Annotated in this window: 12 protein-coding genes, 4 tRNA genes and 1 pseudogene; 13 read left to right on the forward strand and 4 right to left on the reverse strand. The window is 53.9% G+C overall.

From position 1 onward, the window contains the following. Positions 1-22: 22 nt before the first annotated feature. Together ENI00_RS10625 and ENI00_RS10630 are read right to left on the reverse strand one after the other, a co-directional pair. On the reverse strand, positions 23-757 hold the full coding sequence (locus tag ENI00_RS10625; RefSeq protein WP_304101841.1) for a UDP-2,3-diacylglucosamine diphosphatase: 735 nt from the start codon (positions 755-757) through the stop codon (positions 23-25). Next, complete coding sequence (locus tag ENI00_RS10630; protein WP_304101843.1) at positions 754-1263, reverse strand: peptidylprolyl isomerase; 510 nt, start codon at positions 1261-1263, stop codon at positions 754-756. The genes ENI00_RS10625 and ENI00_RS10630 overlap by 4 nt, the downstream gene beginning before the upstream one ends. Before the next feature lie 136 nt (positions 1264-1399). On the opposite strand from ENI00_RS10630, the gene ENI00_RS10635 reads away from it, so the two are divergent. The 3 genes from ENI00_RS10635 to ENI00_RS10645 all read left to right on the forward strand — a co-directional run bounded on the left by ENI00_RS10635 (position 1400) and on the right by ENI00_RS10645 (position 6810). Next, positions 1400-3070: a glutamine--tRNA ligase/YqeY domain fusion protein gene (locus ENI00_RS10635; RefSeq protein WP_304101845.1), complete on the forward strand. Its 1671-nt coding sequence runs from the start codon at positions 1400-1402 to the stop codon at positions 3068-3070. A gap of 35 nt (positions 3071-3105) precedes the next feature. After that, the gene (gene cysS / locus ENI00_RS10640) at positions 3106-4494 is read left to right on the forward strand and encodes a cysteine--tRNA ligase (RefSeq protein ID WP_304101847.1); all 1389 of its coding nucleotides are present in this window, start codon (positions 3106-3108) and stop codon (positions 4492-4494) included. A 135-nt stretch (positions 4495-4629) separates the two neighbouring features. Further along, positions 4630-6810, forward strand: coding sequence for a malate synthase G (locus tag ENI00_RS10645; protein WP_304101849.1), 2181 nt, complete (start codon positions 4630-4632; stop codon positions 6808-6810). Between the two features lie 45 nt (positions 6811-6855). Here ENI00_RS10645 and folD read toward each other — a convergent pair whose 3' ends face one another. Further along, positions 6856-7713 carry a bifunctional methylenetetrahydrofolate dehydrogenase/methenyltetrahydrofolate cyclohydrolase FolD gene (gene folD / locus ENI00_RS10650; protein ID WP_304101850.1) on the reverse strand — a complete coding sequence of 286 codons (858 nt, stop codon included), beginning with the start codon at positions 7711-7713 and terminating at the stop codon, positions 6856-6858. Positions 7714-7939: 226 nt separating this feature from the next. On the opposite strand from folD, the gene ENI00_RS10655 reads away from it, so the two are divergent. The 10 genes from ENI00_RS10655 to ENI00_RS10700 all read left to right on the forward strand — a co-directional run bounded on the left by ENI00_RS10655 (position 7940) and on the right by ENI00_RS10700 (position 17349). Further along, positions 7940-8016: transfer RNA gene (locus ENI00_RS10655), tRNA-Pro, on the forward strand. Between the two features lie 32 nt (positions 8017-8048). After that, positions 8049-8125, forward strand: a tRNA-Arg gene (locus ENI00_RS10660). Positions 8126-8194: 69 nt separating this feature from the next. Beyond that, a tRNA-His gene (locus ENI00_RS10665) sits at positions 8195-8270 on the forward strand. A gap of 76 nt (positions 8271-8346) precedes the next feature. After that, a tRNA-Leu gene (locus ENI00_RS10670) sits at positions 8347-8431 on the forward strand. Between the two features lie 314 nt (positions 8432-8745). Then, positions 8746-10050, forward strand: coding sequence for a trigger factor (tig, locus tag ENI00_RS10675; protein WP_304101852.1), 1305 nt, complete (start codon positions 8746-8748; stop codon positions 10048-10050). Positions 10051-10237: 187 nt separating this feature from the next. Beyond that, positions 10238-10873: an ATP-dependent Clp endopeptidase proteolytic subunit ClpP gene (clpP, locus tag ENI00_RS10680; protein ID WP_304101853.1), complete on the forward strand. Its 636-nt coding sequence runs from the start codon at positions 10238-10240 to the stop codon at positions 10871-10873. Positions 10874-10956: 83 nt separating this feature from the next. Continuing rightward, a complete protein-coding gene (gene clpX / locus ENI00_RS10685) occupies positions 10957-12240 on the forward strand; it encodes an ATP-dependent Clp protease ATP-binding subunit ClpX (RefSeq protein ID WP_304101855.1) in 1284 nt (427 codons plus the stop codon). Between the two features lie 168 nt (positions 12241-12408). Next, positions 12409-14826: an endopeptidase La gene (gene lon, locus ENI00_RS10690; RefSeq protein ID WP_304101857.1), complete on the forward strand. Its 2418-nt coding sequence runs from the start codon at positions 12409-12411 to the stop codon at positions 14824-14826. A gap of 238 nt (positions 14827-15064) precedes the next feature. Further along, on the forward strand, positions 15065-15337 hold the full coding sequence (locus ENI00_RS10695) for an HU family DNA-binding protein (protein ID WP_044386154.1): 273 nt from the start codon (positions 15065-15067) through the stop codon (positions 15335-15337). A gap of 155 nt (positions 15338-15492) precedes the next feature. Further along, positions 15493-17349 (forward strand): SurA N-terminal domain-containing protein, encoded by a 1857-nt coding sequence (locus tag ENI00_RS10700; protein WP_304101859.1) that lies wholly within the window; start codon positions 15493-15495, stop codon positions 17347-17349. Between the two features lie 125 nt (positions 17350-17474). On the opposite strand, the pseudogene ENI00_RS10705 reads toward ENI00_RS10700, so the two are convergent. After that, positions 17475-17609 (reverse strand): annotated as a pseudogene (locus ENI00_RS10705) (group II intron reverse transcriptase/maturase); the annotation flags it as partial.

Here is a 17609-nt window from a genome sequence, read left to right on the forward strand (position 1 = left end):
GTGGGCGCTTCAAAAGCTTGGTTCAAAAGCTCGAGAGAGGCGCCTTTTTCAGCTCTGGCGTTTGTCCGGGTTTTGCATCCAGCCACCAAACATTTTTATCCCAGTCGCCCAGAACAATCCGCTTTGCGGTTTTGCCGCTGACTTCCACATCATGTTCTGCAGGTCTGTGCGTGTGACCGTGGATCAACTGCGGCACATCGTGTGCTGCCATAACCCGCAACACTTCGTCAGGTGTCACATCCATGATGTTTTCTGCTTTGTCACGGTTTTTAGCCGTGCTCATTTCCCGAAGCTGTCGGGCCATTTGTTGACGATCCTTGAGGGGGCGCGCCAGAATGAGCTTCTGGGTTTGAGGGTTGCGCATGTTGGCGCGAAATTTCTGGTATTCCACATCGGCCGTGCAAAGGCTGTCGCCGTGCATCAGCAGGGTAGGCGTGCCGTACAGGTCGATAAGGGTAGGGTCGTCCAACAGTGTAGCGCCGGCGCGCGCGCAGAAATCTTCACCCAGCAAAAAGTCCCGATTGCCGTGCATCAGGAAAATACGGGTGCCGCTTTCGCTCAGGGCGCGCAGCGCCTCTGCGACCTGATCCTGCAGAGGCGTGTGTTCATCATCCCCGATCCATGCCTCAAAAAAATCACCCAAGATGAACAGTTGCTCAGCACCGGGCGCTTTTTCCTTCAGAAAACCGAGAAACGCTCCGGTAATGTCGGGGCGGGACTCTTCCAGATGCAGGTCTGAAATAAACAGCGTGGTCACGCTGCGCCTCCGTCCTCTACAACCGTTGCTTTCTCGATAACAACGTCTTCTGCCGGGACGTCCTGGTGGCCTGAATTCATGGTGGTACGCACAGCGCGGATGGCATCAACGGTGTCCATGCTGTCCACTACTTTGCCAAACACGCAGTAGCCCCAACCCTCGGCATTTTTTGCGCTGTGATCCAGAAAGCCGTTGTTTTCCGCGTTGATGAAGAACTGCGCAGAGGCGGAATGGGGATCCATGGTACGAGCCATCGCGACGGTGCCCTGCATGTTGCTCAAACCGTTATCGGCTTCGTTCTTGATTGGCTCGCGGGTTTTGCGAGCAACCATGCCGGGTTCAAACCCGCCACCCTGAACCATGAAGTTGCTGATGACTCTGTGAAAAATCAGGCCGTCGTAGAAGCCGTCACGCACGTACTGCTCAAAGTTCTTTGCGGTTTCAGGGGCTTTTTCATAATCCAGTTCGATCTTGATATCACCGTGATTGGTTGTCAGTAGAATCATCAGGGTTTCCTGTTCGTTGGGTTTGAATCGGTTAAAGCCGGTATTGTACTCAAGAGTTTCCGGCGATGCATGAGTCCGGCCCGGATTTGTGGGTATAATACCGGGTTTATGACCCACTTCTTTTAACAGAGATCGTATGAGCGCCGAGTCGAAGAAAGCCCATAACTTTATTCAGAGCCTGATTGAAGACGCTGTCACCAAAGGTGAACACACCCAACAGGTGGTGACCCGCTTCCCGCCCGAGCCAAATGGTTACCTGCACGTCGGCCACGCTAAGTCTATCTGCCTTAACTTTGGCATTGCCGAAACCTTTGCCGGTGCGTGCAATCTGCGGTTTGATGACACCAATCCGGAGAAGGAGAGTCAGGAGTACATTGACGCCATCAAAAAAGATGTTGAATGGCTGGGTTATACCTGGGCGGGCAATGTGCGCTATGCCTCTGATTACTTTGATGCGCTTTACAGCTTTGCAGAAGAGCTGATCGAAAAGGGCAAAGCCTACGTGTGCGCGCTGTCTGCTGAAGACATGGCCGAATACCGTGGAAGCCTTAAGGAGCCCGGCCGGAACAGCCCGTACCGGGATCGTTCCGCTGAAGAAAGTCTGAAACTGTTCCGTGACATGCGTGACGGGAAATACCAGAACGGCGAACTGGTGTTGCGGGCGAAGATCGATATGGCGTCACCCAACATGAATCTGCGCGACCCTATTCTTTATCGCATCCGTTACGCCGAGCATCACCAGACCGGCAATAAATGGTGCATCTATCCGATGTACGATTTCACGCATCCGATTTCGGATGCCATGGAGGGAATAACCCATTCCCTGTGTACGCTGGAGTTTGAAGACCACCGCCCACTTTACGATTGGGTGCTGGATAATATTACCGCCCCCTGCCAGCCGCGGCAGATTGAGTTTGCCCGCCTCAACCTGAACTACACCATTACCAGCAAACGCAAGCTCAAGCGTTTGGTGGACGAGCACATGGTCGATGGCTGGGACGACCCTCGCATGCCGACGATCTCTGGAATGCGTCGTCGGGGTTATACTCCGGAATCCGTGCGTACTTTCTGTGACATGGTTGGCGTGAACAAGGCCGGTGGCACTGTGGATATGGGCATGTTGGAGTTCGCCATCCGGGAAGATCTGAACACCCGGGCACCCCGTGCCATGTGTGTAATGCGCCCGTTGAAAGTGACGATCACCAACTACCCGGCCGACAAAACTGAAACCCTGATACTGCCGGTGCATCCGCAGAACCCGGCCATGGGGCAGCGAGAGGTGCCCTGGAGTCAGACCCTGTATATCGATCGGGAAGATTTTGTTGAAGAGGTGCCGCGCAAATGGAAGCGCCTGGCACCTGACCAGGCGGTGCGTTTGCGCGGTGGCTATGTGATCACCTGTAAAGAGGTGGTGCGCGATGCCAGCGGCGAGATTGTTGAGCTTCGTTGTGAATACGATCCGGCCACGCTCGGTGTTAACCCCGAAGGTTATAAGCCCAACGGCGTTATCCACTGGGTCTCCGAGAGCAGCAGCGTAGGATGTGATATCAACCTCTACGATCGCCTGTTTAACCATGAGTCGCCAGACAGTGATAAAGAAGGCGATCTGGTTGATCACCTGAATCCGCATTCGCTGGAGGTACTCAAGGGCGCGCGGGTAGAGCGAAGTCTGGCAACGCCGCTGACTGATTTGCCTTACCAGTTCGAGCGCGAAGGGTATTTCTTCTGTGACCAGGAGCTGACCGCTGCAGCCGGCAAGCCGGTATTCAATCGCACCGTTACCTTGCGGGATTCCTGGGCTAAATGAAGGATAAATAACGGTTAGCATTCGGGAGACCCGCTGTGATCAGGATTTACAATACGCTTACCCAGAAAAAAGAAACCTTCACGCCCATTGAGCCGGGCAAGGTTCGCATGTATGTGTGCGGGATGACGGTTTATGACTACTGCCACCTGGGCCATGCCCGGGTGCTGGTGGCTTTTGATGTGATAACGCGCTATCTGCGCAATCGTGGGTACGACGTGACCTATGTGCGCAACATCACCGATATTGATGACAAGATTCTCCGGCGCGCCGAGGAAAACAGGGAACCGTTTACCGATCTCACGGAGCGCATGATCAACGCGATGCACGAAGATGAAGCCAGGCTCGGTGTGCTGTCACCGAGTGCAGAGCCACGGGCAACGGATTACATCGCTGAGATCATTGCCATGATCAGCACGCTGATCGCTTCAGACCATGCCTACGCCGCCGGCAACGGTGACGTGTATTTTTCGGTTGAGTCTTTCGAGGACTACGGGAAGCTCAGCAAGAAAAAGCTTGAGGATCTTCTTGCGGGCGCCCGTATTGACGTGCAGGAAGCCAAGCGCAGCCCCGCTGATTTTGCGCTGTGGAAAGCCGCTGATGACGGCGACGTGAGTTGGTCGTCGCCTTGGGGTAACGGTCGGCCAGGTTGGCACATCGAGTGTTCTGCGATGTCCAGCCGCTGCCTGGGCGACACGTTTGATATTCACGGTGGCGGGCCAGATTTGCTGTTTCCCCATCACGAGAACGAAATAGCCCAGTCGGAATGTGCGACAGGCCACACGTTTGTAAACACCTGGATGCACGCGGGTGCTATTCGTGTGGACAAGGAAAAGATGTCCAAGTCGTTGGGCAACTTCTTCACCATCCGGGAAATTCTCGAAACCTATCCTCCGGAAGTGGTGCGCTTCTTCCTGGTGTCCAGCCATTATCGTAGCCAGGTCGATTATTCTGAAGACAACCTGGCTGAGGCGGGGCGATCGCTTGCGAGGCTCTATCACGCTCTGCGCGGTGTCGCGCCTGCAGCCTCCCGCGATGTGCCAGAGACAGAATATGACCGGCGTTTTACAGAGCTGATGAACGATGATTTCAACTGTGCCGGCGCGATTTCGGTTCTGCACGCGCTCGCCAACGACATCAATCAGCATCGACGTGAAGGTCGGGATGACGAGGCAAAAGAAGCGGCAGCCGTTACGATTCGCCTTGGCGCTATTCTTGGCCTGCTGCAACAGGATCCGGATGCGTTCTTCCAGGCAGACGCCGGTGGGGAACTGAGCGCCGAGGATATTGAAGCGAAAATTCAGGCTCGTGCCGATGCCCGCAAAGCCAAGGATTTTGCCGGGGGCGACCGTATCCGGGCCGAACTGGCAGAGCAGGGCATTATTCTGGACGATTCCCGCGAAGGCACAAGCTGGCGGCGCAGCTGATACGGCTGCCAAAATCGCGTTGTGTTTCGGGAAATGACCTTATACGTAATTTCTCGTACAATGCGGCTTTCGATTTTCCGAGCCCGAAGCCTGAACGGCTATCGGGGCAGAGTTAACCCACTGAGGCTAAGAACGATGACAGAGCGCGTAGAACTCGGCGGCATTCAAGTCGCGAAGAACTTGTATGACTTCGTGAATAACGAAGCAATTCCGGGCACCGGAATCGATGCAGAAAAATTCTGGTCGGAATTCGACAAGATCGTCAATGATCTGGCGCCGCGCAATCGCGAGCTTCTCGCCAAGCGCGATGCACTCCAGGAAAAAATGGACAGCTGGAACCGTGATCACAAGGGTCAGAAGCTGGATATGGCGGTCTATAAATCTTTTCTGAAGGATATTGGCTACCTGGTAGATGAGCCTGCGGATTTCCGTATTTCTACCGCCAATGTGGATCCTGAAGTTGCGACCATGGCTGGCCCTCAGCTGGTGGTGCCGATCATGAACGCTCGTTTCGCATTGAACGCGGCGAATTCGCGCTGGGGCAGCCTGTACGATGCGCTGTACGGCACCGATGCCATTTCTGAAGACAACGGTGCTGAAAAAGGCCGTGGTTACAATCCGGTACGCGGCGCGAAGGTTATCGAATTCGCCCGCAATCTGATGGACAGCTCTGCACCATTGGCCGCCGGCAGCCACAAAGATGCGGCCCTGTATCAGGTTGCCAATGGCAAACTCGCCGTCAAGCTGCAGAGCGGCGATGTTGTCGGCCTGAAAGACGAATCCGGTTTTGTGGGTTATACCGGCGCGGCCGATTCGCCCAACGGTATCCTGCTGGTCAAGAACGGCATGCACTTCGAAATCCAGATTGATGCCACCCACCCGATTGGCAAGGATGATGGCGCTCATGTAAAAGACGTGTTGATGGAATCTGCGCTGACAACCATTATGGATTGCGAAGATTCCGTTGCCGCCGTAGACGCCGACGATAAAACCCTGGCCTACAGCAATTGGCTGGGCCTGATGAAAGGTGATCTGGAAGAAACCTTCGACAAAGGCGGCGAGCGCCTGACCCGTAAAATGAACCCGGATCGCGAATACACAGCACCAGACGGCAGTCAGTTGAAGCTGAAAGGCCGCAGCCTGATGTTTATCCGTAATGTCGGTCACCTGATGACCAACCCGGCGATTCTGCTAAAAGACGGTTCTGAGGTTCCCGAAGGCCTTATGGACGGTATCTTCACGGGCCTGATCGCCATTCACGACCTCAAAGTCGGCGGGCGCCTCCAGAACAGCACTGCGGGCTCTGTGTACATCGTAAAACCGAAGATGCACGGCCCTGAAGAAGTCGCGTTTACCAATGAATTCTTTGGCCGCGTTGAGGATGCTTTGGGTCTGCCGCGCTTTACGCTGAAAGTCGGCATTATGGACGAAGAGCGTCGGACCACGGTGAACCTCAAAGCCTGCATCCATGCCGCCAAGGATCGTGCCGTGTTCATCAACACCGGCTTCCTGGATCGCACCGGTGATGAAATGCACACGTCCATGGAGCTGGGGCCGTTTATTCGCAAAGGCGAAATGAAGCAGGCCGCGTGGATTGGCGCTTACGAGCAGTGGAACGTTGATATTGGCCTGGAGACGGGCTTCCGTGGCGTTGCCCAGATTGGCAAGGGCATGTGGGCCATGCCGGATCTCATGGCTGCCATGCTTGAGCAGAAAATTGGTCACCCGAAGGCAGGTGCCAACACGGCGTGGGTGCCTTCACCTACCGCGGCAACTCTGCACGCGACCCACTATCACCAAGTGTCTGTGGCGGATATCCAGAAAGAGCTGGAGAGCCGCACCCGTGCCAATCTGAATGACATCCTGACCGTGCCTGTCATGGACGATGCGTCCAGGTTGACGGAAACAGAGATTCAGCAAGAGCTGGATAACAACGCCCAGGGTATTCTCGGTTACGTTGTGCGCTGGATTGACAGCGGTGTTGGCTGCTCCAAGGTTCCTGATATCAACGATGTCGGCCTTATGGAAGACCGTGCGACGCTGCGAATCTCGTCACAGCACCTTGCCAACTGGCTGCATCACGGTATTTGCACTCAGGCGCAGGTTGAAGAAACCATGAAGCGTATGGCGCAGGTTGTTGACAAGCAGAACGCCAGTGATCCGACCTACCGGGCCATGGCGCCAGACTTCGCTGACAGCATTGCGTTTCAGGCCGCAATGGATCTGGTTCTCAAAGGTCGCGAGCAGCCAAGCGGCTACACAGAGCCACTGCTGCACGCTTATCGCCTGAAGGCGAAAGAGAAATTCGGTCAGTAATATCGGCTGAGAAGAAAAAACCCGCTTCGGCGGGTTTTTTTGCTCTCACTCGTTATGCAGTTCGTTCGCCGCGTACAGCGTGTTTTGCAGCAGTGTTGCTATGGTCATTGGGCCAACGCCGCCTGGCACGGGTGTAATGTACGCAGCCCGCTCTGAGGCCGCCTCAAAATCAACGTCACCTTGCAACTTTCCGTTTTCCATACGGTTGATGCCCACGTCAATCACCGTAGCGCCCGGCTTCACCCATTCACCTTTAATCAGACCAGGTTTGCCCACGGCCGCGATCAGAATATCGGCGTCACGAACGTATCTTTCCAGATCCGGTGTGAAGCGGTGACACACAGTGGTTGTTGCGCCTTTGAGCAGCAGTTCCATGATCATGGGGCGGCCTACGATGTTGGACGCTCCCACAACCACTGCGTGTTGGCCCTTATAGGGGGTGTTGATGCTATCCAGCAGGGTAATGACTCCGGCTGGAGTACAAGGCCTCAGGGCTGGCTTACGCTGCATCAGGCGCCCAATGTTATACGGGTGAAAACCATCGACGTCTTTATCAGGGCGGATCTTCAACAAAATAGGGTCTGCGTCCAGTTGATCGGGCAAAGGTAGCTGAACCAGTATGCCGTCGACCAGAGGGTTTTCGTTGAGCTCGTTAATCAGCGCTTCCAGAGCTTGCTGAGACGTATCGGCAGGCAAGTCGTAGGAGAGCGACAGGATTCCTGCTGCGGCACAGGCTTTGCGCTTGTTGCCTACGTAAACTTCGGAAGCCGGGTCGCTGCCCACCAGTACGACGGCCAGGCCAGGCGCCCGCAGCCCCTGGTTGATGCGTGCTTCCACACCGGTGGCGACTTGTTGGCGGACAGCGATAGCGATTTCTTTTCCATTGATCAGTTTGGCGCTCATGATTCGTCTTATCGGTTGGTCATGGGTAAAATATGGGGCTGTATATTGTCTCACGCTTACCGCCTAACTCCAATTGGCGAACCCGGGTGTAGCGATCGGGTTTTGAAAAAAAGTTCTGCTGAAATAGCTGATTTGAGAGAGAATTTCATATTCCTTGTTGACGGACGCAGTTGGCGACGGTAATATCCGCGCCAACTTTGCTGATGCACAGATTGTTCAGTTCAGACGGGGTATAGCGCAGCCTGGTAGCGCGCCTGCTTTGGGAGCAGGATGTCGGGAGTTCGAATCTCTCTACCCCGACCATTTTCTGAATGTTCAGGTGGGCGAACGGTCAAGCGCCCGTAGCTCAGCTGGATAGAGCATCGGCCTTCTAAGCCGAGGGTCGCAGGTTCGAGTCCTGCCGGGCGCGCCATTAAAGCCGTCGGCTTGATCGGTACCGAGCCACCGTAAATAGCAAAGTTGATAGATATATCTCAGTGTGGTGGGCGTAGCTCAGTTGGTAGAGCTCAGGATTGTGACTCCTGCGGTCGAGGGTTCGATCCCCTTCGTCCACCCCAATATTTTATATGTGTTTCCCGTATTGTTTGTTCATACGTTCATTGCGGTCGAAACGCTGTTATTACTGGATTTTTTGCTCCGGTGGTGGAATTGGTAGACACGATAGGTTTAGGTCCTGTTGCCGCAAGGTGTGGGGGTTCAAGTCCCTCCCGGAGTACCACTTTTAAAGCCCTTGGAATTATTCCAAGGGCTTTTTTTATATGGGCCGGTTTTATATGGGCCGGGCAGGGGTTGATAAATGCCTTTAACGGGCCTTCCCCCTTTGTTTTTCTCTTTTTGTCCCCAAATCCTTTCTTTAACGGCGTTAATTGCCACGAACCCTGAAACTACTCGTGCCAGGTGATTCTCTCGCCATGGTAAATCGTGATAAACTAACGGCTTTTAATTTTGGGTCTTTTCCGGGAAAACTGCCCAGGAACGGCCTTCTGGTTTTAAATTCATTCACATACCGAACCTGAAATTTGAGGATCCTCCATGCAAGTGTCTGTAGAAACGACCTCCAACATTGAGCGTCGCATGACGATTGGTGTGCCAGCCCAGGAAATTGATCAGGCGGTTCAGAAGCGTCTGCAGGAAACGGCGCGCACCGTGCGTATTAATGGTTTCAGGCCAGGTAAGGTGCCCATGAGCGTGGTCAAGCGTCGCTTCGGTGATGGCGTGCGCCAGGAAATTGTCGGCGAAATCATGCGCGACAGCTACGTCAAGGCCTTGCAGGAGCAGGATATGAATCCTGCTGGCTGGCCCAAGCTTGAGCCCAAGACACTGGAAGAGGGCAAGGATTTCGAGTTCGTTGCCATTTTCGAAGTTCTTCCTGAAATTGTACTGGGCGATTTGAGCAAGATTTCCATCGAGAAACTGGCGTCTGAAATCACTGAAAAGGATATCGACACGATGATCGATAACCTTCGCAGGCAGCAAGCCACCATGAAATCTGTCAAACGCAAGTCCAAGAACAAGGACGTTTTGACAATCGACTTCAAGGGCTCTATCGATGGCGAAGAGTTTGAGGGCAGTTCGGCTGAGGGTCATAAGTTGACGCTGGGTTCCGAGCAGATGATTCCGGGCTTTGAAAAAGCCATTGTTGGTGGCAAGGCCGGCGAAGAGCTCGAGATTGAAGTGACGTTCCCCGAGGACTATCACAACGAGGATCTGAAGGGCAAGCCTGCGAAATTCGACATCAAGATTCATGAAGTCGAAGAGCCGCAACTGCCTGAGCTTGATACCGAGTTTTTCTCCAAATTCGGAATTGAGGCGGAAGACGAAGCCTCCTTCCGCAAAGAAGTGCAAAAGAATATGGAGCGTGAACTCAAGCAGGCGGTGTCTAACAAGGTCAAGAACGACGTTGTAGACGGCTTGTTGGAAACAACAGACGTCGATATCCCTGCCGCATTGTCCGATCAGGAAATTGATCGACTGCGTCAGGAAGCGGTTCAGCGCTTTGGTGGCCAAGTGGATTTCCAGCAACTGCCGAAGGAAATCTTCCAGGAGCAGGCTGAGCGTCGTGTGAAAACGGGCCTGCTGTTTCAGGAAGTTGTAAAGGTTAATGATCTGAAAGTAGATCCGGCCAAGGTCGACGAAAAGATCCAGGAAATTGCTTCAACGTATGAACAGCCAAGCGAGGTTGTTGAGCATTTTAACAGTAGCCCTGAGCAGAAAAGCCAGATCGAATCTTCCGTATTGGAAGATCAGGTAGTTGATTATGTGCTGTCTCAGGCTAAGGTTACGGAAAAGAAGGTCAAGTACGAAGAGGCCATCCAGGCAGGGCAAACCCAGCGCTGAAATTAGTGGTGTGACCGTGCCGGAGCCGGACTAATGCCCGGCCCCGCTGGCCGAACAGAATGAACAGCCGGCATGCCCGGCTGTTTTCATCTTGGTTTGCGGCCGGCAAAGTACAAGATGCAAGAATACTGAAGATGCCGTGGTTTAAAGCCACGTCCCATTTGTCCATAAGGAGTTCAGGCGCATCATGACGCAGAAACCAATCGATGGTCCCGCAATGGATACCAGGTCCGCTCTGGTGCCGATGGTTATCGAGCAGACTGCCCGCGGGGAGCGCTCGTTCGATATTTATTCCCGTCTGCTCAAGGAACGGGTCATCTTCATGGTTGGGCAGGTGGAAGATCACATGGCCAATCTGATCGTGGCGCAGCTTCTGTTCCTGGAATCTGAAAATCCCGATAAAGACATTCATCTATACATTAACAGCCCCGGCGGCTCTGTAACGGCAGGCATGTCTATCTACGACACCATGCAGTTCATCAAGCCAGATGTATCAACGCTTTGCGTTGGGCAAGCAGCCAGCATGGGTGCGTTTCTGTTGGCTGGCGGTGCTGCGGGCAAGCGGGCATGCCTGCCCAATTCGCGCGTTATGATTCACCAGCCACTGGGCGGTTATCAGGGCCAGGCGACGGATATTGAAATCCACACACGTGAGATCCTCAAGATCCGTCATACGTTGAATTCGATACTGGCTCATCATACTGGCCAAGACCTGGAAACTCTTTCCAGAGACACGGATCGCGACAATTTTATGGATCCGACCCAGGCAAAAGAATATGGGCTGATTGACTCGATACTTGATAAGCGCGTGCCGAATAAATAATACTGGCAGAAATTGCATCACCCCTGGCTGGCGTCTCACTGTCTAAAGCGACGCGCCGGCAAAACGAGATCAGAGGTATTTCAATGGCAGATGAAAGAAACGGCAGAGGCGACGATAACGGCAAGTTGCTCTACTGCTCGTTTTGTGGAAAGAGCCAGCATGAAGTCCGTAAGCTCATTGCAGGGCCTTCGGTGTTCATCTGCGACGAGTGTGTCGACCTGTGCAACGATATTATCCGTGAAGAAATTCAGGAAAATGCACAGGAGGAGCCGAGTGATCGACTCCCGACGCCGGCTGAAATCCGCAATACACTCGATGAGTATGTCATCGGTCAGGATCGCGCCAAGGTCGTTCTTGCGGTGGCGGTGTATAACCATTACAAGCGCCTCAGATACGGTGAAGGCAAGGGCGACGTAGAGCTCGGGAAAAGTAACATCCTGCTGATCGGCCCGACCGGTAGCGGTAAAACGTTACTCGCAGAGACGCTGGCGCGGATGCTCAATGTTCCCTTCACCATCGCGGACGCCACAACGCTCACTGAAGCAGGCTATGTGGGTGAAGATGTTGAGAACATCATCCAGAAGCTGCTGCAAAAGTGCGATTATGATGTCGATAAAGCCCAGCGGGGCATTGTTTACATTGACGAAATCGACAAGATTTCCCGCAAATCGGACAATCCTTCCATCACACGCGATGTGTCGGGTGAAGGCGTTCAGCAAGCTCTGCTGAAGCTGATCGAAGGCACGGTTGCCTCTGTGCCGCCCCAGGGCGGACGAAAACACCCGCAGCAAGAATTTTTGCAGGTTGATACCGGCAATATGTTGTTCATTTGCGGTGGCGCGTTTGCGGGCCTGGACAAAGTCATCCGGGATCGTACTGAAAAGAGCAGTATTGGTTTTTCCGCCGCGGTGGCCAGTCGGGACGACTCCAAAAATACCGGAGACGTCATCAAGAACGTGGAAACAGAGGACCTGGTCAAGTATGGCCTGATTCCCGAGTTCGTTGGTCGTTTGCCCGTGGTGGCAACACTCAACGAGCTTGATGAAGACGCGCTTGTCCAGATTCTCACACAGCCGAAAAACTCCCTGACCAAGCAATATCAGAAGCTGTTTGACATGGAAGGGGTAGAGCTTGATTTTCGGGATGAGGCGTTGCGTGCTGTTGCCAACAAGGCTCTGAAACGCAAAACCGGTGCGCGCGGTCTTCGCTCGATCATGGAAGCGACTCTGCTCGACACCATGTATCAGATTCCGTCTGAGCACGACATTTCCAAGGTTGTGATTGATGAAAGCGTGATCAAGGGCGATTCAGAACCGTTCAAGATCTATGCGAACACCGATCACGCGAAAGCTGTACCGGATGACTGACCGGTCAGTCACGGCTGAGCGATAAATAAAAGGGGCGGCGACGCCCCTTTTTCGTTGGTTTGTATCGGCAGTGCCTGGCTCTGTGTTGTTTGGTAAAAAGATTGCATTTTCAACAGCCGCCCCAATCAAGGGTGATATGCTGGAAAAAACATCGTCAGAGGATTCCTTATGACCCGGATACCCGAAGATATCGTGCAAGAATACCCGCTGCTCCCTCTCCGGGATGTTGTGGTGTTCCCGCACATGGTGGTCCCCCTGTTCGTGGGCCGCGAGAAATCCATTCAGGCTCTCGAAGCCGCGATGGAAGGGAGCAAAGAGATCCTTCTGGTGGCCCAGCGGGACGCCGCCACAGATGAGCCAGGCCCCGATGATGTGTTCGACGTGGGCACTCTGGCCACAGTCCTGCAAATGTTGCGGCTCCCTGACGGCACGGTAAAAGTGCTGGTTGAGGGCAATGCCCGGGCAGCGATCAGTAATATTTCTGAAGCCGAGTACCTTTCCGGTGGCGCCACGCTGATGGACGAAGAGGGTTTACCTGAGCGCGAAGAAGAAGTGCTCATGAAAACCCTGATCGACGAATTTGAAAAATATGTGAAGCTGTCCAGAAAGGTACCCTCGGAAGTCTCCAATGCCTTGTCTGGCATTGAAGAACTGGATCGTCTTGCAGACACCATGGCGGCGCATCTGGAGATGCGCATTCCGGAAAAACAGGAGCTGTTGGAAGCGCTTGACGTTAATCGCCGTGTCGAGCTTTTGCTGGGCAAACTGGACGGTGAAATCGACCTGATTGAGGTTGAGAAGCGCATCCGTGGTCGCGTGAAAAAGCAGATGGAACGCAGCCAGCGCGAGTACTACCTTAATGAACAGATGAAGGCCATTCAGAAAGAAATGGGCAATCTGGGCGAAGGTAATAACGATTTTGAGGAGTTGGAGCAAAAGCTTGAGGAGGCGGGCCTGCCCGAAGAGGCTCGAAAAAAGACGGAATCAGAGCTTAACAAGCTGAAGATGATGTCGCCTATGTCTGCCGAGGCCACGGTTATTCGTGGTTACATCGATTGGATGCTGGCCGTACCCTGGAAAAAACGCAGTCGGGTGCGTCACGATATCGAAAAAGCCAGAGCGATTCTCGACGAGGATCACTACGGGCTTGATGAAGTCAAGAAACGCATTCTTGAATACCTTGCGGTGCAAAGCCGCGTGAAAAAAGTGAAAGGTCCTGTGCTGTGCCTCGTGGGGCCTCCTGGTGTCGGTAAAACCTCCCTGGGTCAGTCCATTGCACGAGCCACCAATCGCAAGTACACGCGGATGGCTCTGGGTGGTGTGCGCGATGAAGCCGAGATCCGTGGCCACCGCAAAACCTATATCGGTGCGCTGCCTGGCAAGTTGCTGCAGAAGCTGTCCAAGGTAGGTGTAAAAAACCCGCTGTTTTTGTTCGATGAAATCGACAAAATGGGTATGGATCATCGGGGCGATCCCGCGTCGGCTTTGCTGGAAGTGCTTGATCCTGAGCAGAACCACACGTTTAACGATCATTACCTGGAAGTGGACTACGATCTTTCTGATGTGATGTTTGTGTGCACGTCCAACTCCATGGACATGCCCCGTGCTCTGCTGGATCGTATGGAGATTATCCGGATCCCGGGTTACACCGAAGACGAGAAAGTGAATATTGCCCTGCGTTATCTGGTACCCAAACAGATCAAGGCAAACGGCCTGCGTAAAGATGAGCTGGCGCTGCCAGAAGCGTCCTTGCGTGATCTCGTGCGGTACTACACCCGCGAAGCCGGTGTGCGTGGCCTTGAGCGGGAAATAGCGAAGATTTGCCGGAAGGTGGTGCGTGAGCACGTGGAAGCTAGTGACAAGGCAACCTTGGTTCTTGAGCCGGAGATGCTGGAAAATTATTCGGGCGTGCGCAAGTTCAGCTACGGACTTGCTGAAGAAACGAATCAGATCGGTCAGGTTACCGGCCTGGCCTGGACGCAGGTGGGCGGCGAACTGCTGACCATAGAGTGCGCCCTCACGCCAGGCAAAGGTCGGGTTGTCAAGACAGGCTCCCTCGGTGATGTCATGCAGGAATCCATTCAAACGGCGCTTACCGTGGTCAGAAGCCGTGCGCCAGGTCTGGGTATTGCCGACGATTTTCACGAAAAGCACGATTTGCACGTCCACGTACCTGAAGGTGCAACCCCCAAAGACGGTCCAAGTGCCGGTATTGGTATGTGCACCGCACTGGTTTCTGCACTGACTAAAATTCCGGTTCGGGCAGACGTTGCGATGACCGGCGAAATTACGCTTCGAGGCCGGGTTCTGGCCATTGGCGGGCTAAAGGAAAAGCTTCTTGCGGCCCATCGTGGTGGTATCAAGACGATTTTGATTCCGGATGAAAACGTCAGGGATCTCAAAGAGATACCGGACAACATCAAGGCGTCACTGGAGATTCGCCCGGTCAAATGGATTGACGAAGTGCTGGATATTGCCCTGGCTTACGCACCGGAGCCGAACACGGCTGGAACGTCCTCTGATGGGGAGTCAAACCAACCGCGCGACGACGAAAGTGACGGTGCAGAACGCATAAATACACATTAAAGCTTCGATGAGTTGTTGACAGGCCAGAGAGCCCATTGGTATAACTGTTTCGCCGCGGAGCAGCCAATACCAAGGGTTCCCGCGCACTGTGTACCTATTCCGAACACCGGTCGAATGCCGAAAGGAATAAGAAAACCGAAGAATGGAATTCTCCGACAGCTTATGCGATAGTCGAGAACGTCCGAGAAACAACAAACCAACCTATAACATCTTCAACCTGAAAGCGAAGGGGTTTAGTGTGAACAAGTCCGAACTAATCGATGCAATTGCAGAATCTGCAGATATTTCCAAAGCCGCCGCTGGCCGTGCTCTGGACGCAATGACCAACTCTATCACCGGTGCCCTCAAAAAAGGCGATCAGGTTACACTGATCGGTTTTGGTACTTTCTCAGTGAAAGATCGCGCTGCGCGCACTGGTCGTAACCCACAAACGGGTGCCGAGATCAAAATTGCGGCCTCTAAAGTGCCTGGGTTCAAAGCAGGTAAGGCCCTGAAAGACGCCGTTAAGTAACGGTTCTTTCTACGGCGGCTCCTGTCAAAGGGAGTCGCCAAGAAGAATTCAAGGCGCATTCCGACAGGGTGCGCCTTTTTACGTTAGACAGGTTTACGTTAGACAGGATGCGCCATTTTACACCAGGGGCACCGGCAGAGGGGTTCGGGAGAAACATGCTTCAAGATATTCGGGAAAATTCCCAAGGCACTATTGCCAAGATTATTATCGGTCTGTTGGTGGTGTCGCTTTCCATCTGGGGAATGGACGCCATTGTTGGGGGCTTCTCCGGCGAGCCGGAGGTGGCAACGGTAAATGGGGAGGACATTACCGAGCAGGAATTCCTTCGCGTTGTTCAAATGGAGAGTCAGCGTCGTCTTTCCGGTATGGAACGTCCCGACCCGGCGATGCTGAACGAGGATCAGATCCGCAAGGATGTGCTGGATTCTCTGATTCAGGAGCAGGTTCTTATTCAGGACGCCAGCGCCCAAGGACTTGCGCTCAGCGACGCGGATATTGACGCGTTGATTACCCGGATGCCGCAATTTCAGATTGATGGGCAGTTTAATCGCGACCGCTTCGTGGCGTCTGTGCGCAACCTTCGTATGGGTGTGGGTGAATTCCGGGAAGCCATGCGCAAGCAATATGTGGTTAATCAGATCCGCGGCGGCATTATGCAAAGCGGCCTGGTTGCCGGTGAAAATGCGGCGCAGATTCTACGGATCCAGAACCAGACCCGGGATTTCCGAGTGGTGAATATTCCTGTCAGTGCGGTTGCGGATGAGTTGACCATCAGCGATGAGGAAGTAGAAGCCTTTTATCAGGAAAACAAAAGTGCCTTCAAGCAACCAGAGCAGGTTGATGCAGCGTATATAACGTTATCGCTGGGCGCCCTGGCTGAAAAGATGGACATAAGCCAGGAAGATCTTCAGACCTACTATGAACAGCGCGCAGGTGATCTGGCTCGTGAGGAGCGCCGTGCGTCCCATATTCTGATTGAAGATGGCGCTGACGCCGACCAGACAATAGAAGCCATTCAGAAGCGCCTGAAAGCCGGTGAAAGCTTTGAAAAACTGGCGAAAGAGTTCTCGATTGACACCGTATCCGCCAAAGAGGGCGGCGACCTGGGTTTTGCTGGCCGTGGTGTGTATGACGAAGCGTTTGAAACAGCGTTGTTTGCACTGAAGAAAGGCGAGGTGTCAGGCCCGGTAAACACCAGCTTTGGTGTGCATCTGATTCGCCTTGACGACGTTCGTCGATCAGAGGTTCCCCCACTGAAAGACATTGAGCAGCAACTGCGCACTGAACTAGCCCAGAAACGCGCAGCGGAAAAGTATGCTGAAGTGCGCACGGAACTGGCCGATTCCGCCTATGCCGCAGATGATCTTGCCGGGCCTGCCAAGGAGCTTGGTCTGGAAATTCGCGAGGCAAAGGGTATTACCAGAGAAGGTGGCCAGGCACCGTTTGATCACCCGGGGCTGGTACGTCAGTTGTTCTCAGAAGATGTGCTTGAGGGCGGGTACAACACCGAGTTAATTGACGTTGGGGATAATGTGTCTGTGGTTGCCAGTGTTCGCGAATACCGTGAGGCTGAACAGCTTGCGCTTGACGATGTTCAAGACGCTATCCGCAATAATCTGAAAGCGCGCAAGACCCGGGAAATGCTCGGTAAACGCGCTGAGACTGTCGTCGCCGGCCTTGAGGATGGTAAGTCTCTGGAGGCCCAGAACGCGGGTAGCTGGAAGCCGTTTGAAGCCCAAGGTCGAAACGCCGAAGATGCAAATCCTCTGGTTATACAGACGGTTTTCTCTTTGGCACGCCCCACGGTCGAAAAGGGCGTGAGTTATGGCACGGCCATGACAGAAGACGGCATTGCGGTGATCGCACTGGACGGCGTGAACGAGGGTGATGTCAAAAAAGACAGCGCCGACCTGAATAAGCTGCGTAAGTTTGTAGCGTCCCTTGAGGGGCAGCGTGAATACGCAGCGTATCAGCAATTTCTGAGAAACAGCGCCGAGGTGTCCCGACCCTAGCGTCAAGGTTTTGCTGAAAGCGAAAACCCCGAGCAACGTGTTGCTCGGGGTTTTTTATTGGTGCGCCAGGCATGGCGCGCAGCGCCTTGATGGCGCTATTCCCTGAGCTGTGGTGGCAATGGGATGACCGTCAGTTTCAACCGTTGCTCCAGGAATCGGGTGATGCTTTCCATCACACGATGCCCTGCCTTTTCGCTGGCCACATAGATATTGCAGTCGTCAGCGTAGCGGCAGAAGCGATGGCCTCGACCTTCCAGCTC

The sequence above is a fragment of the Marinobacter antarcticus genome (assembly GCF_011049865.1).
Lineage (GTDB): Bacteria > Pseudomonadota > Gammaproteobacteria > Pseudomonadales > Oleiphilaceae > Marinobacter > Marinobacter antarcticus_A.